The organism is Oryzicola mucosus (genome assembly GCF_014534685.1).
GTDB classification, from domain to species: Bacteria; Pseudomonadota; Alphaproteobacteria; order Rhizobiales; family Rhizobiaceae; genus Oryzicola; species Oryzicola mucosus.
Genome location: NZ_JACVVX010000003.1, coordinates 406,900 through 422,481, shown reverse-complemented (window position 1 = coordinate 422,481; position 15,582 = coordinate 406,900). Strand labels below are relative to the sequence as shown.

The 15,582-nt window shown below is 63.5% G+C and carries 14 protein-coding genes; 12 read left to right on the top strand and 2 right to left on the bottom strand.

Going from position 1 to position 15,582, the window contains the following annotated elements; translation table 11 throughout:
- Positions 1–30 precede the first annotated feature (30 nt).
- Together purU and folD are read left to right on the top strand one after the other, a co-directional pair.
- Positions 31–915, top strand: coding sequence for a formyltetrahydrofolate deformylase (gene purU / locus ICI42_RS12230; RefSeq protein ID WP_188164846.1), 885 nt, complete (start codon positions 31–33; stop codon positions 913–915).
- Positions 916–920: 5 nt separating this feature from the next.
- Positions 921–1,820, top strand: coding sequence for a bifunctional methylenetetrahydrofolate dehydrogenase/methenyltetrahydrofolate cyclohydrolase FolD (gene folD / locus ICI42_RS12225; protein WP_188164845.1), 900 nt, complete (start codon positions 921–923; stop codon positions 1,818–1,820).
- Positions 1,821–1,824: 4 nt separating this feature from the next.
- Here the strand turns inward: folD and hutC are convergent, their stop codons facing one another.
- Together hutC and ICI42_RS12215 are read right to left on the bottom strand one after the other, a co-directional pair.
- The gene (hutC, locus tag ICI42_RS12220; RefSeq protein WP_188165068.1) at positions 1,825–2,556 is read right to left on the bottom strand and encodes a histidine utilization repressor; all 732 of its coding nucleotides are present in this window, start codon (positions 2,554–2,556) and stop codon (positions 1,825–1,827) included.
- A 32-nt stretch (positions 2,557–2,588) separates the two neighbouring features.
- Positions 2,589–3,938 (bottom strand): formimidoylglutamate deiminase, encoded by a 1,350-nt coding sequence (locus ICI42_RS12215; protein WP_188164844.1) that lies wholly within the window; start codon positions 3,936–3,938, stop codon positions 2,589–2,591.
- A 105-nt stretch (positions 3,939–4,043) separates the two neighbouring features.
- Here ICI42_RS12215 and hutI point away from each other — a divergent pair, with 105 nt between their 5' ends.
- The 10 genes from hutI to ICI42_RS12165 all read left to right on the top strand — a co-directional run bounded on the left by hutI (position 4,044) and on the right by ICI42_RS12165 (position 15,580).
- A complete protein-coding gene (gene hutI / locus ICI42_RS12210) occupies positions 4,044–5,303 on the top strand; it encodes an imidazolonepropionase (protein ID WP_188164843.1) in 1,260 nt (419 codons plus the stop codon).
- Positions 5,300–6,835 carry a histidine ammonia-lyase gene (gene hutH, locus ICI42_RS12205; protein WP_188164842.1) on the top strand — a complete coding sequence of 512 codons (1,536 nt, stop codon included), beginning with the start codon at positions 5,300–5,302 and terminating at the stop codon, positions 6,833–6,835. Before hutI ends, hutH begins: the two co-directional genes overlap by 4 nt.
- Before the next feature lie 35 nt (positions 6,836–6,870).
- Positions 6,871–7,680: an N-formylglutamate deformylase gene (gene hutG, locus ICI42_RS12200; protein WP_188164841.1), complete on the top strand. Its 810-nt coding sequence runs from the start codon at positions 6,871–6,873 to the stop codon at positions 7,678–7,680.
- Entirely contained in the window at positions 7,677–9,362 is a 1,686-nt protein-coding gene (gene hutU, locus ICI42_RS12195; protein ID WP_188164840.1) for a urocanate hydratase, read from the top strand. The genes hutG and hutU overlap by 4 nt, the downstream gene beginning before the upstream one ends.
- Before the next feature lie 4 nt (positions 9,363–9,366).
- Positions 9,367–9,933: a HutD/Ves family protein gene (locus tag ICI42_RS12190; RefSeq protein WP_188164839.1), complete on the top strand. Its 567-nt coding sequence runs from the start codon at positions 9,367–9,369 to the stop codon at positions 9,931–9,933.
- Positions 9,934–10,086: 153 nt separating this feature from the next.
- A complete protein-coding gene (locus ICI42_RS12185; RefSeq protein ID WP_210317159.1) occupies positions 10,087–11,157 on the top strand; it encodes an ABC transporter ATP-binding protein in 1,071 nt (356 codons plus the stop codon).
- Positions 11,158–11,192: 35 nt separating this feature from the next.
- Entirely contained in the window at positions 11,193–12,155 is a 963-nt protein-coding gene (locus ICI42_RS12180; RefSeq protein ID WP_188164837.1) for an ABC transporter substrate-binding protein, read from the top strand.
- A 4-nt stretch (positions 12,156–12,159) separates the two neighbouring features.
- On the top strand, positions 12,160–13,893 hold the full coding sequence (locus tag ICI42_RS12175; protein WP_230980297.1) for an ABC transporter permease: 1,734 nt from the start codon (positions 12,160–12,162) through the stop codon (positions 13,891–13,893).
- A complete protein-coding gene (locus ICI42_RS12170; RefSeq protein ID WP_188164836.1) occupies positions 13,881–14,990 on the top strand; it encodes an MBL fold metallo-hydrolase in 1,110 nt (369 codons plus the stop codon). Before ICI42_RS12175 ends, ICI42_RS12170 begins: the two co-directional genes overlap by 13 nt.
- Positions 14,987–15,580 (top strand): dual specificity protein phosphatase family protein, encoded by a 594-nt coding sequence (locus tag ICI42_RS12165; RefSeq protein WP_188164835.1) that lies wholly within the window; start codon positions 14,987–14,989, stop codon positions 15,578–15,580. The genes ICI42_RS12170 and ICI42_RS12165 overlap by 4 nt, the downstream gene beginning before the upstream one ends.
- The last annotated feature ends 2 nt before the right edge of the window (positions 15,581–15,582 follow it).

The window sequence follows — 15,582 nt, the reverse complement described above, 5'->3', positions numbered from 1 at the left end:
CGACTCGAGACTGACCAAGGAACATAACCCGTGAACAGCATCGTCCTCACCGTATCCTGCAAGTCCACCCGCGGCATCGTTGCCGCCATCTCCGGTTATTTGTCAAAGCAGGGTTGCAACATCGTCGACAGCTCGCAGTTCGACGATCTGGAGACCGGCCTGTTCTTCATGCGCGTCAGCTTCATCTCCGAAACGGCGGTTGCGCTCGACACCATCACTGCCGATTTCGCGGAGGTCGCCGCGCCCTTCGACATGCAGTACGAGTTCCACGACCCGGCGCATCGCATGAAGGTGATGCTGATGGTGTCGCGCTTCGGACATTGCCTGAACGACCTTCTTTATCGCTGGAAGATCGGCGCGCTTCCCATTGATATCGTTGCAGTTGTGTCAAACCATTTCGACTATCAAAAGCTGGTGGTCAATCACGACATTCCCTTTCACCACATCAAGGTGACGAAAGACAACAAACCCAAGGCCGAGGCCCAGTTGATGGATCTGGTCGAGCAGAGCGGCACGGAACTGATCGTGCTCGCCCGCTACATGCAGGTTTTGTCGGACGATCTGTGCCGCAAGATGTCGGGCAAGGTTATCAACATTCACCACTCCTTCCTGCCGTCCTTCAAGGGGGCCAATCCCTATAAGCAGGCCTATACACGCGGCGTGAAGCTGATCGGGGCGACGGCGCACTACGTGACGGCCGACCTGGATGAAGGCCCGATCATCGAGCAGGACACCGTCCGCATCACCCACGCACAAAGCCCCGACGACTACGTCTCGCTGGGCCGCGATGTTGAGGCGCAGGTGCTGGCGCGCGCTATTCACGCCCACATCCATCATCGAACCTTCATCAACGGCAACCGTACGGTGGTCTTCCCGGCAAGCCCCGGCAGCTATGCCTCGGAACGGATGGGCTGAACAATATGGCGGCGATCATCAACGGCAAGGAGACGGCCGTCTCCGTCATCGAGGCGGTCAAGGCCGAAACGCAGGCGCTGCTGAGTGGGTATGGCGTCCAGCCCGGCCTTGCCGTGGTGATCGTTGGCGACGATCCGGCAAGCCACGCCTATGTCGGCGCCAAAGGGCGCATGGCAAAGGAATGCGGCTTCAACTCGGTCCAGCACACTTTGCCGGCTGAGACCGGTCAGGACGAACTGGCCGCTCTGGTGGCAAAGCTGAACGCCGATCCGTCCATCCATGGCATTCTGGTGCAACTGCCGCTGCCCAAACCGCTTCAGAGCGATCCGATCATCCAGTCGATCCTGCCCGAAAAGGATGTCGACGGGCTGCATGTCGTCAATGCCGGCAAGCTGGCGGTGGGCGACCTTGAGACCGGATTGATCTCTTGCACGCCTGCGGGCGCCATGATTCTCGTGCGCCGCGCCCATGGCGAGGACCTTTCGGGCCTGAACGCGGTAGTCATCGGTCGCTCGAATCTCTTCGGTAAGCCGATGGCTCAGTTGCTGCTCAACGCCAATGCCACGGTCACCATGGCGCATTCGCGCACGCGCGACCTGGCCGCGGTCTGCCGCAACGCCGATATTCTGGTGGCTGCGGTTGGTCGTCCGCAGATGGTCAAGGCGGACTGGATCAAGCCGGGTGCGACGGTGATAGACGTCGGCATCAACCGCGTGCCTGCGCCAGACAAGGGCGAAGGCAAGACCAGGCTTGTCGGCGATGTCGCCTTTGCCGAAGTCTCCGAAGTCGCCTCGACCATCACGCCCGTCCCCGGCGGCGTCGGCCCGATGACGATTGCCATGCTGATGGCCAACACGGTTATCGCCGCTGCCCGCAAGGCCGGACATACACGACCGAAATTCTAGCTTTTCAGCGCGGCTGACTGCTCGAAGGCTGAAAGTCGGCGACGACCCGATGCCTGGTGCCGGGATAGGTAAAGCGGACATGTGTTACCGGACCGAAGGTATTCCAGGTCCGCCGCTCGATCACCAGACAGGCCGTTTCTGGTTTGAGCTTCAGCAGCTTTGCCGTCTCGCGATCCGCCCCGACCGCCTGAATTTGGTGTTGTGCAGCGGTCCATGGCGCACGCTCGAGGAGCCAGGGGCCTGGGGCGACATTGCTGAAATCGGCGTGTCGCGCGTCCGGCACCACCTCCAGATTGATCAGACGCTCCTCGAGGCAGAAGGGGTCTCCCGCAGCCAGGTGCATGCAGCGCACCTCCAGCACCGGACCGGGCTTCTCAAGGTCGAGCCGCCGACGGTCCTCGATATCCGCCTCGCGCTCCGTCGTCGCCAGCAGTGCATAGGAATAAGCGAGCTTGAGCGAAGCGACTTCCGTCTTGATGTCGTGGATTTCCAAAACGGCGGATTGCGCTTGCGGCTGTGTGACGAAACTGCCCGATTTCTTGCGCCGCTCGATCAGACCGGCCTTGGCAAGCTGCGTCATGACCTTGTTGACTGTCATGCGCGAGCATCCGTACTGCTTGGCCAGATCAACCTCGAAGGGCAGGCGATGGCCGGGCGGCCATGCGCCGGAAACGATCTGGCTTTCCAATTCGTTCAAGATGCGCTGGTGCAGCGTCGCATCCCTGGCAATGTCCATCGTCTCTCCAGCGTCACGGATGATGATGCGGTTCATGCCGCCAACAGTTCCTGCATGGTATGGAGAAAGCGCCGACCGATCGCATCGCGCAAGCGGTGGCGTCCGTTCTCCACCTGTTTTCGGCCGGACGTCCAGACGCAATCGACCTTGACGCCCTCTGCGAAAATCCAGGCATCGAGCAGCTGTTCCGTCTTGAGATAAGGAACCGCTGTTGTGTCGAGGGAGATGAGGTCGGCTCGGTTGCCGGCGGCCAGTCCGGCTTTCGCGCCAAGCGCCATGCCGCCGCCCAGCACGGCCTGCTCGTAAAGTGCCGTTCCGGTGGACGATCCAGGCTGTGCGGCAAAGATGTTTCTGGCGTGCAGTCCGAGACGCTGGGAATATTCGAGTTGGCTCAGTTCGCTGGGCAGCGAGACCCGGATGTTGGAATCCGATCCGACACCATATCTGCCGCCTGCATTTAAAAATTGCCGTGCGTTGAAGATTCCGTCGCCGAGGTTTGCTTCCGTGATCGGGCATAGGCCCGCGGTTGCGCCGCTTTTCGCCATGCGCAGGGTTTCGTCGTCGGTCATGTGGGTGGCGTGGATCAGGCACCAGCGGCTATTCACGGGGGCGTGGTCCAGAAGCCAATCGACCGGTCGAGCGCCCGACCAGGCGATGCAATCCTCGACCTCCTTGAGCTGCTCGGCGACATGGATGTGGATCGGCCGGTCGCCAGCCAGTGCGACAACCGTTTCCAGTTCTTCCGGCGTCACGGCGCGCAGGCTGTGCGGAGCCACTCCCAGCACCGCGCCGGGCAGGGCGCGCACCACATCGCCGCAGCGTTCGAACAATCGGGAAAAGCTGTCGAGCGTGTTGATGAACCGGCGTTGTCCTTCAACAGGGACCGCACCGCCAAAGCCGGAATGGGCGTAAAATACCGGAAGAAGTGTCAAACCGATGCCGGTCTCACCAGCCGCCATACCGATCCGCTCGGCCATTTCCGCAATGTCGCCATAGGCGGAGCCGTCGCGGTCGTGATGCAGATAGTGAAACTCACCGACGCGCGAAAAGCCGGCCTCCAGCATTTCCATGTAAAGCTGTGCCGCGACCGCCTCGACCTGCTCCGGCGTCATCGACAGCGCGAAGCGATACATGGTGGTGCGCCAACTCCAGAAGCTGTCGTCGCCTGGTCCGCGTGTTTCGGCGAGGCCTGCCATGGCGCGCTGGAAGGCGTGGCTGTGCAGGTTGGGCATGCCCGGCAGAACGACGTCGTGGCTTTCGTCGCCCGCTTGCGCCACAGCATCCGTCTCAACCGTCGCAATCTGCCTGTCGGCAAAGGTGAAGCGAACATCCCTTCGCCAGCCTTCGGGGAGAAAGGCCGAACGCGCAAACAGACCTGGCATGGACTCTCTCCTGTTTTGATCGTTCGATAGCATGGCACGCGGAATTTCGCTTGCCAGGCAATTATTATGTATATACATGTTTTCTGGAGTTGGAAGGCGAGGCGCATGGCGGAACGAAAAAATTCCAGCGGCGGTAACGGGCAGACCGACGCCCCTCAGCTGTATGTCAATGCGCGGCTTGCCACCCTTGATCCAGCTGCGCCGGGCCTTGGCCTTGTCGAAGACGGTGCCATCGCCGTCGAAAACGGGCGCATCGTCTATGCCGGCCCACGCAGCGGCCTCGATCCCTCAATCGCTGCGGTCGACGTCGTCGATCTCGGCGCGCGCTGGGTTACGCCCGGCTTGATCGATTGCCACACCCACATCGTCTATGGCGGCAACCGCGCGCGTGAATTCGAAATGCGGCTGGAAGGCGCGTCCTATGAGGATATCGCCCGCGCCGGAGGCGGCATCCTGTCCTCGGTCAAGGCGACGAATGCGCTGTCTGTCGACGCGCTCGTTCAGGCTTCCTTGCCGCGCCTCGACGCCCTGCTTGCGGAAGGCGTGACGACCATCGAGATCAAGTCCGGCTACGGACTGAACATCGAGGCCGAGCTGAAGATGCTGCGCGCCGCACGGCAGCTTGCGACCGTGCGGCCAGTGCGGGTTGTCACCTCGTGGCTCGCCGCACATGCCACACCGCCGGACTACAAGGGCCGCAACGGCGACTACATCTCGGATGTGGTCCTGCCGGGTCTCGAGCAGGCGCATGCGGAGGGGCTGGTCGATGCGGTCGACGGGTTCTGCGAAGGCATCGCTTTTTCAGTAAAAGAGATTGCTGGGGTTTTCGACGCCGCCAAGGCGCGCGGCCTGCCGGTCAAACTGCATGCAGAGCAACTGTCGCATCTCGGCGGCGCGGAACTCGCGGCCTCCTATGGCGCGCTTTCGGCAGACCATCTCGAATATCTCGACGAGAAGGGCGTGCAGGCAATGGCCGCTGCCGGCACCGTCGCCGTACTGCTGCCGGGCGCGTTCTATGCACTTCAGGAAAAGCACAAGCCACCGGTTGCCGCCCTGCGCGCCGCCGGTACGAAAATAGCGATTGCCACCGACAGCAATCCCGGCACTTCGCCGCTGACGTCTCTGCTTTTGACCATGAACATGTCCGCCACGCTGTTCGGCCTCACGGTCGAAGAGTGCGTTGCCGGCGCGACGCGCGAGGCGGCGCGTGCGCTTGGGCTTTTGGGCGAGGCGGGAACGCTGGAAGCCGGCAAATCGGCCGACTTCGCCGTCTGGAACATCGAGAGCCCCGCCGAACTCGTCTACCGCATCGGCTTCAACCCGCTGCATGCTCAAGTCTTCAGGGGCGAAAGGATCGACCGTTGACCATCATTCTCCATCCCGGACAGGTGCGCTTGGCCGATCTCGAAACCCTCTACCGGACCGGCGAGCCCGTTCGGCTGGACACATCCTTCGATGCCGGAATCCGCAAGGCGGCGACGCGCATCGCAGAGATCGCAGCCGGAAACGAGCCGGTCTACGGCATCAATACCGGCTTCGGCAAACTTGCCTCGATCAAGATCGAGGCAGCCGATGTCGCGACCTTGCAGCGCAATCTGATCCTGTCGCATTGCTGCGGCATCGGCGCGCCCCTGCCGGAAAGCATCGTGCGGCTGATCATGGCGCTGAAGCTGATTTCGCTCGGCCGCGGCGCATCCGGCGTCCGGCTGGAACTGGTGCGCCTGATCGAGGCGATGCTTGAAAAGGGTGTCATTCCCGTCATTCCGGAAAAAGGCTCGGTCGGCGCCTCCGGCGACCTCGCCCCGCTGGCGCATATGGCCGCCGTCATGATGGGCGAGGGAGAAGCCTTCTTTGCCGGCCACAGGCTAGGCGGGCGCGAGGCACTGGAACAGGCCGGCCTTGAGCCGGTCGTGCTCGCCGCCAAGGAAGGGCTGGCGCTGATCAATGGCACACAAACGTCGACCGCGCTCGCGCTCGCCGGCTTGTTCCGCGCCCATCGCGCCGCACAGGCGGCGCTGGTCACCGGCGCGATGTCGACGGATGCGGCGATGGGCTCGTCCGCGCCGTTCCATCCCGATATCCACACGCTGCGCGGCCATAAGGGCCAGATCGACACGGCCTCGACGTTGCGCGCCTTGCTAGAGAACTCGATCATCCGCCAGAGCCATGTCGAGGGTGACGAGCGCGTGCAGGACCCCTACTGCATCCGCTGCCAGCCGCAGGTCGACGGTGCCTGCCTCGATCTGTTGCGGTCCGTGGGCCGTACGCTGGAGATCGAGGCCAATGCGGTGACCGACAATCCGCTGGTGCTGTCGGACAATTCGGTGGTCTCGGGCGGCAATTTTCACGCCGAGCCGGTTGCCTTCGCCGCCGACCAGATCGCGCTCGCCGTCTGCGAGATCGGCGCGATTGCGCAGCGCCGCATCGCGCTGCTGGTCGATCCGGCTTTGTCCTACGGACTGCCCGCTTTCCTGGCGAAGAAGCCGGGGCTGAATTCCGGCCTGATGATAGCCGAGGTCACCTCAGCCGCCTTGATGAGCGAAAACAAGCAGATGTCGCATCCGGCCTCGGTTGATTCCACGCCCACCTCCGCCAATCAGGAAGACCATGTGTCGATGGCATGCCATGGAGCGCGGCGGCTGTTGCAGATGACGGACAACCTGTTTGGCATCATCGGCATCGAGGCGCTGACGGCCGCGCAAGGCGTCGAACTGCGTGCGCCGCTGAAAACGAGCCCAGAACTCGCCAAGGCGATTGCCGCGATCCGCACTGTTGTGCCGACGCTGGAGGAAGACCGCTACATGGCCGACGACCTCGCCGCCGCGTCCTCGCTCGTCGCCGAAGGACGGCTGTGCGCTGCGGTGTCGGCTGGGATATTGCCGGGGTTGGAGGGGTAGGGATGTTGGACGCATCTGGGGCTGGAGGCATATCAATGACCCCCGTCCTCCTTCACCAAGGCACTTCGCCGCTCATCCTCGGCCTGCCGCACACCGGCACCGATGTCCCGCCTGCCATCTGGGAGCGCCTCAACGACAACGGAAAACTTCTGGCCGATACCGATTGGCATATCCATCGGCTCTATGACGGCCTGGTCGAAGGTGCCACCACTGTTCGCGCGACGTTCCACCGTTACGTCATCGACGCCAACCGCGATCCAGCCGGCTCCAGCCTTTATCCCGGCCAGAACACCACCGGGCTGGTCCCGGAAACGGATTTCGACGGGCTGCCGATCTGGAAGGACGGGCAGGCGCCGACGGATGCCGACATCGCCGGGCGGGTGGAGGCTTTCCATGCGCCCTATCACCACGCGTTGGCGGCAGAGATCGAGCGGGTGCAAGCCATTCACGGCTATGCCGTGCTCTACGATTGCCACTCGATCCGCTCGCAAATCCCATTCCTGTTCGAAGGCACCTTGCCCGATTTCAACATCGGCACGGACATGGGAAAAACCTGCGACCCGGCCATTGAGAAGATCGTGGTCGACACCGTGGCCGAAGCGATCGGCTATACCGGCATTCTCAATGGCCGCTTCAAGGGTGGCTGGACCACACGGCACTATGGGAGGCCTCAAGAGGGCATCCATGCCGTCCAGATGGAACTGGCGCAGTCCACCCATCTTGCCACGGAGACGCCGCCCTTCGCCTATGACGACGCCAAGGCCGAACGCCTGCGCGTTCATCTCCAAAAAATCCTTTCGCGCATTGATATTGCTGCGCGCCAGCTCGCACAGGGGGCATCATGACCAATCCGCGTCACAACATCCGTGAGGTACGCAGCCCGCGCGGCACCGAGCTCAACGCCAAGTCCTGGCTGACGGAAGCGCCCTTGCGCATGCTGATGAACAATCTCGACCCGGACGTGGCCGAAAACCCCAACGAGCTTGTCGTCTATGGCGGCATCGGCCGCGCGGCGCGCACCTGGGAGGATTTCGATCGCATCGTCGCCACGTTGAAGACCCTGACGGAAGAAGAGACCCTGCTGGTTCAGTCCGGCAAGCCGGTCGGCGTCTTCCGCACCCACAAGGATGCGCCGCGTGTGCTGATCGCCAATTCCAACCTCGTGCCGCACTGGGCGACCTGGGACCATTTCAACGAACTGGATAAGAAGGGTCTCGCCATGTATGGCCAGATGACCGCCGGCTCGTGGATCTATATCGGCACGCAGGGCATCGTGCAGGGCACCTACGAGACCTTTGTCGAAGCCGGCCGGCAACATTATGGCGGCAACCTCAAGGGCAAGTGGATCCTGACGGGTGGGCTCGGCGGCATGGGTGGCGCGCAGCCGCTGGCAGCCGTCATGGCCGGCGCCTGCTGCCTCGCCGTCGAAAGCGACGAGACCCGCATCGATTTCCGTTTGCGCACCCGCTACGTCGACGAAAAGGCAACGAGCCTGGACGAGGCACTGGCAATGATCGAGCGCTGGACCAAGGCGGGCGAGGCGAAGTCGGTCGGCCTTTTGGGCAACGCGGCGGACATCTTTCCCGAACTCGTGCGCCGCATGCAGGCGGGCGGACCGCGCCCCGACATCGTTACCGACCAAACCTCGGCGCATGATCCGCTGAACGGCTATCTGCCAGCCGGCTGGACCGTTGCCGAGCACAAGGTCAAGCGCGAGAGCGACCCCAAAGCGGTCGAGGCCGCGGCGCGTGCGTCGATGCGTACCCATGTGGAGGCCATGGTCGCCTTCTGGGACGCGGGCGTGCCGACGCTGGACTACGGCAACAACATCCGCCAGGTCGCCAAGGACGAGGGTCTCGAAAATGCCTTCGCGTTTCCGGGTTTTGTTCCGGCCTATATCCGTCCGCTGTTCTGCCGCGGCATCGGGCCTTTCCGCTGGGCCGCTTTGTCGGGCGATCCGGAGGATATCTACAAGACCGACGCCAAGGTGAAGGAACTGACGCCCGGCAACACGCATTTGCACAACTGGCTCGACATGGCGCGCGAGCGCATCGCCTTCCAGGGCCTGCCGGCGCGCATCTGCTGGGTCGGGCTGGGCGACCGCCACAGGCTTGGGCTTGCCTTCAACGAAATGGTCCGGTCCGGCGAGTTGAAGGCGCCTGTCGTCATTGGCCGCGACCACCTCGACTCGGGCTCGGTCGCCTCGCCGAACCGCGAGACGGAAGCGATGAGAGACGGCTCGGATGCCGTCTCGGACTGGCCGTTGCTCAACGCGCTGCTCAACACCGCGTCGGGTGCGACATGGGTGTCGCTGCACCATGGCGGAGGGGTCGGAATGGGCTTTTCGCAGCATTCGGGCATGGTCATTTGCGCCGACGGCACCCCCGATGCGGCGCGCCGGCTGGAGCGCGTTTTGTGGAACGATCCGGCCACCGGCGTCATGCGCCATGCCGATGCAGGCTACGACATCGCCTTGGATTGCGCCAAGGAACAAGGCCTGCGGCTGCCCGGCATTCTGGGGAACTGACCCGGTGCGGCGGCTCAGAGCCGAAAGTTATCGCCGCATGCTGTGGAAGAACGGCGGCGGCGAAACCGCTGAAATCCTTGCCTTTCCTGCCAATGCGTCTGTCAGCGACTTTGGCTGGCGGATCAGCATGGCGACGGTCGCCAGCGACGGGCCGTTCTCGGTTTTCGAAGGCATCGACCGCACCTTGAGCATCCTCGACGGGGAGGGCATGGCGCTCGACATCGAAGGTATGGGCAGCCACGTCCTGACCAAATACACCAATCCGTTGTCGTTCCTTGGTGATGCGCCAACTTGGGCGCGGCTCACGAATGGGCCGATCGTCGATCTCAACGTCATGACCCGGCGCAGCCATTGTCGTCATAGGGTCCGGCGCCTCGCGCTATCAGCTCCGATGACAATCGTGACGACAAGCGCCCACACGGCGATCTTTGCCACTGACCTCTGCCATGTCGAGGGGCTGGACGCCCCGCTGCGACGCTTCGATTGTCTGGTCTGCGATGCCAGCGACAAATTGGTATCATCGTCGGGGCCAAGCTGCAGCCTGTTCGTCGTCGAGATCGATCCGATCTGAAAGCGGATGAAGCGCCGCGATTCCAGGTGCCTGATCCCATCGGCATTGGCCGATTCCCGGCACTTTTCCATAGCCGACAGCACTGTCACAAAACTGAAGCAGGATGCGCCTAGTTTGAAATTCCAGACAAGACAAGTGCTTAGGACAAGACCTTTGGTCGCGATCGATATCGACAATGCCGCCAAGAGCTACGCTGGCAAGCGCGTGTTGGACGGTGTTTCGATGCGCATCGACAAGGGCGAGTTCGTCGCCATTCTCGGCCCGTCCGGCTGCGGTAAGACCACCTTGCTGCGCCTTCTCGCGGGCTTTGAAAAACTGGACGACGGTTCGATCGCGCTTGGAGGTGTCGAAGTGTCTAACAAGCATTTCACCCTGCCACCCGAAAAACGCAATGTCGGCATCGTGTTTCAGAACTACGCGCTCTGGCCGCATATGAGCGTTGGCGACAATGTCGGCTATGCGCTCAAGATCGCCGGCGTCGGCTCCTCCGAACGCAAGCGGAAAAGCCTCGATGCACTGGATGCGGTGGGCATGCGCGACCTGTCCGAACGTGCGCCGGCCGATCTGTCCGGCGGACAGCGCCAGCGTGTCGCGCTTGCTCGCTGCCTCGCCGCCAACCCGTCGGTGATGCTGCTCGACGAGCCGCTCGCCAATCTGGATGTCCATCTGCGCGCTTCGATGGAAAAGGAGTTCCTCGGTTTCCATAAGCGCACCGGTGCGACGATGCTCTACATCACGCACGACCAGTCCGAAGCCATGGCTCTGGCCGACCGTATCGCGGTGATGGATAAGGGCCGGCTCGTGCAGTTTGCCCGTCCGCACGAATTGTATCGCGAACCGCGCGACGAGATGGTGGCGCGCTTCATCGGCAATGGCCTGATCCTGCCCGCCAGCAGTATTGCCGCTGCCTCGCAGCCGGGGCAGGTGATGGCTGAAGTGTTCGGTACGCCCCATCGCGTGCGTGCGCCGCTGTCCGGTCGTGCCGGCGCGCAGCTCAGCGTGCATCCCAATGATCTTGCCCTTGCCAATGACGACGGGGAGGGGTTCTCCGCCACCGTCGAGCGCGTCGTCTATCGCGGCAGCCACAACCAGGTCGATTTCCATCCCGACGCGATGCCCGAGCTGTCGTTGACCTTGCATGCCCCTCTCGACCGTGCGGTTGCGCCCGGACATGCAATTTCCGTGCGTATCGACGATGGCTGGGTCATCCCCGCCGCTGCCTGACCATATCACCCTTACCGATCAAAAAGGACCTTCTCATGCGCCTCGTTTCCGCTTTCGCCCTGCTTCTGATGGCAGGCACCGCCCATGCCGAGACACTGACCCTCTATACCTCGCAGTCGCCTGAAATTGCCCAGCAGACCGTCGATGCGTTCCAGGCCAAATACCCCGACATCAAGGTCGAATGGACGCGCAACGGGACCAGCCAGCTTCTCAACGTGCTGCGCGCCGAGATCGCCGCCGGCGACGTCAAGCCGGACGTGCTCCTGGTCGCCGACACCATCAATCTCGGCCAGCTCAAGGCCGAAGGCCGGCTTCTGGCCTATGCGGATGCCAAGGTCGGCTCATACGAAAAGAGCACCTACGACAAGGACATGACCTTCTTCGGCACCAAGATCATCTCCACCGGCATTGCCTATAACACCCAGTCGGCCAAGCCGGTCGAGACTTGGGGCGAATTGCTGGTCGAGGACAACAAGGGTCAGATCGCCGTGCCGAGCCCGCTCTATTCGGGTGCTGCGCTCAACCACCTGCACAGCGTCATCGACGTGCCCGGCATTGGCTGGGAGTTCTATGAGCGTCTGGCCGAGCTCGACATCGCGCCCGACGGCGGCAATGGCCCTGCGTTGAAGGCGGTGGCCAGCGGTCTCGCCAAATACGGCATCATTGCCGATGCCGACGTTATCCGCGCCAAGGCAGCCGGCTCGCCGGTCGACCTGATCTTCCCGAAGGATGGCGTCTCCTTCATCACCGAGCCGGTCGCGATCCTCTCGACCGCCAAGCAGCCGGATGCCGCCAAAGCGTTCGTCGACTTCTTGCTGTCCAAGGAAGGCCAGGAACTGGTCGCCAAGCAGGGCAACATGCCGATCGACCCGTCTGTCGCGCCGCCCGCCGGCTTTCCGAAACTTTCCGATATCAAGCTGCTGCCGCTGGACGCCGACAAGGCCGTCGCCGACGACAAGCAGGTGCGCGAGAAATTCACCGAGATCTTCGGCGGCTGATCGGATGACCGATCTGGCCTCGCCCATGCTCAGGGAGCGCCGGCATATGCCGGCGTTCTCCATATCGGCCAAGGGGCTCATTCTGGCTGGCCTGGCGGCGTTCGTCGCCGTCCTGTCGCTTGCGCCCTTGCTGCGGCTGGCGTTGACCGGCGTGGCGCCCGATGGCTTTGTCGACCTGCAGCGTCTGTCCGACCTTCTGCTCAAGCAGCGCGTCTTCACCGCAACGCTGAATTCGCTCTATGTCGCCGTTGCTTCGACCGTGCTGGCGTTGATCGTCGGCGTCCTGGCAGCGGTTCTGACCGTCTACACCGACATGCGCGCCAAGACGGCCTGGGTGTTTGGCTTCGTCCTGCCCTTGATGATCCCCCCGCAGGTGACGGCGCTCGCCTGGGTACAGGCGTTTTCGCCGACCAGCCCGGTGCTCGGCCTGTTGGGCCTTACGCTGCCGCAGGGCGCGCGGCATCCGCTGTTTTCCTCATATGGTATCGTGCTGCTGCTCGGTCTCTACAATGCGCCGCTAGTGTTCCTGACGGTGCGCGCCGCCCTTCGGCGTCTGCCCGCCAATCTGGTAGAGGCGGCGCGTGCCGCCGGCGCGGGCGGCTGGCGCGTGTTCTTCACCGTGCTGCTGCCGCTTGCCCGCGCGGGCATCTTCGCAGGTGCGGCCCTGTCCTTCGTCTCGGCCATCGGCAATTTCGGCATTCAGGCCATGCTCGGCATCCCGGCGCGCTTTCCCACCTTGATCACGCTGATCTACCAGCAACTCAACAGCTACGGCCCCGATGCGTTGGCCGACATGGCCTCGCTTGCGTTGATGCTGTCGCTGATCACGGTAGCCGGCATCTGCTTTTCCGGCTGGCTCGGCCGGCGCAAAGATGCGCGCGTGGAGGGGCTCGGCGGCGCGATCCAGATCGACCTCGGCCGCTGGCGTCCCCCGGTTGAGGCAGCCTGCTGGGTGTTTCTGGCAACGACCCTGGTCCTGCCCTTGTCTGCTCTGGTGGCGACCTCGCTGGTCACCGGTTTCGGCCAGGAACTCAGCCTTGCCACCCTGACCCTCGCCAACTATTCCAACGCGCTGCTGCACCATGCCTCCATCCGGGAAGCCTTCCTGACCAGCCTTGGCCTTACCACTGTGGCGGTGATCGTGCTGATGGTGGTGGCGCTGTTTCTCGGCTATTTTCTGAGCTGGCAGCGCAGCGTGGAGGTGCGGCTGATCCACATGGCGGCGGAGCTGTCCTACGCCCTGCCGGGCATCGTGTTGGGCGTGGCGATGATCCTGTTCTTCCTGAAGCCGCTTCCGGTGCTGGGGTTCAGCATCTACGGCACGGTCTGGATCATCCTGGCAGCCTATCTCTCGAACTTCCTGGCGCTGGCCTTGCGTCCCGTTCTCGGTGGTTTCGCCCAGATCGACCGCTCGCTGGAAGAGGCGAGCCAGGTCGCTGGCGCTGGTTTTCTGCAACGCATGCGCGACATCATCGTGCCGCTGGTCGCACCGGCCGCCTTTGCCAGCGGCATCATCGTTTTCATGAGCGCGCTCAACGAGATACAGGTCTCGATCCTGTTGGTGTCGTCCAGCGCCCGCACCATCGGGCCGATGATCGTGTTTCTCGAAGAAGGCGGCTCGTCGACGCTGGCGGCTGCCGTCGGCTGCCTGATGATCGTCATCGTGCTTGCATTGATGCTGGTGGCGTCCGGCCTGTCGTCGCGCCTGCCCAAGGGGGCTCTGCCGTGGCAAAACTGACGGCGCTGAGCGGCGTCGGCGGCAAGCTTCCGGCGGCGTTTCTGTTGGAGGTTGCCGACCGGCGTATCCTGTTCGATCTGGGCGAGGGGCCGCAGGCCGGAGTGTTTCCCGATCTGACTGGCGTAGGGCGCGTGGATGCGATCTGCCTGTCGCATGCCCATATGGACCATGCCGGCGGGCTGCATCTCGCGGCGGAGATTGGCGATCCGCCAGTCTATGCGACGGAAACGACCTTGCAGCAGCTTCCATTCGATGTGCTTCCTGTCATGCGCCGCCGTGCTCTGCCGATGCGCGGCGATGCGGTTGTCGCGGGCTTGCCGATCACGCTTGGCCGCAGCGGCCATGCGCCGGGAGGCATCTGGTTTCATGTTCCGCTGGATGGCGGATTTCTCTATATGGGCGACTGGAGTGCAGAGTCGGCGCTCCTGCCGTTCGACGCGCCGCCGCCCGCCGACTGCGTCGTCACCGACGCGTCCTATGGCGACCGGGAGGCGGCTCTCCCCGAACAGGTCGAGGCGCTCGCGGAGGCTGCAAAGGGCGGCATGGTTCTGCCTGTCCCATCGGGTGGGCGCGGACCGGAAATGGTTTTGGTGCTGGCGCAGCGCGGATTGAAGCCGAAAGCCTGCCCGACGATTCGGGCCGAGATGGAACGGCTTGCTGCTGAGCAAGGAGACGGCATGACGGCGGAGGATCGTGCGGGTCTGCGGTCTGTTCTCAAGGAGCTGCCGATGTCCGACGACTACCGCCCCTCCGACATAATCGTCGCGGTCGAGGCCAATGCCGAGGCCGGCCTGTCCGCCGATCTGCTGGCTGGCGGGGAAGGGTTCCGCTTCCTGTTCTCAAGCCATGTTCCTGTCGGGACGCCCGCCGCCGCGTTGCTGGCGGAAGGCCGAGCGCAATGGTTGCCATGGAACGTTCACCCGCGTCTGTCCGATACTCTGGGCCTGACCGAAACCACCGGCGCAAGATACGTCATTCCAGCGTTTGCACGGCCCGAAGACATGCCGGAACTGTGCCGCGCACTTGGTTCTCGTCTGGTGCTCGACAGGACGGTCGTTTTCGGCCAGACGGAGCGTTTGCAAGGAACCGGCACATGACCGCGCACGACCACGCCACGCCGCTGAGCGAAAAGCACGAAGACACGCTGCCCGTGCTGATCGAGGTGCTGGGCGGCGATGCGCTCGGGCTTCGCAAACTGTTCATCGGCAATCGCGTCGCAGCCGACAATGCCAATCTGCTGTCCGCAAACGGCATAACCTCGACCATGAACCTTGCGGTGAACATCGAACTGTTGCCGCTGGCCTTGCCGGATGGCTCCGTCGTGCGCCGGACCCATATCGGACTGATCGACGGGCCGGGAAACCTGCCGCAGCATGTGCTGGGCGCGGTTTTCACGCTGCACGGCATTCTTGGGCAGGCGAGCCCCGGCAAGACGAGCTACCCGCCGCATCGGCAGGGTAACGTGCTGGTGCATTGCCGTGGCGGCCGCAGCCGTTCGGCCGGAGTCGTCGCGCTCTACCTCCATCTCGTGCATGGCGAGGCGTTTCCGAGCCTCGACGCCGCGCTCGCCCATGTCCGGAAGGCACGCGGCCTCGGCCCAACCCATCCGTTGCCCGACATGGTCGGATTGGCACGCCGCATCGTGGCGCATCGCGAAACCATCGCCCCGCTGTTTGGAGCGCTCTGAGT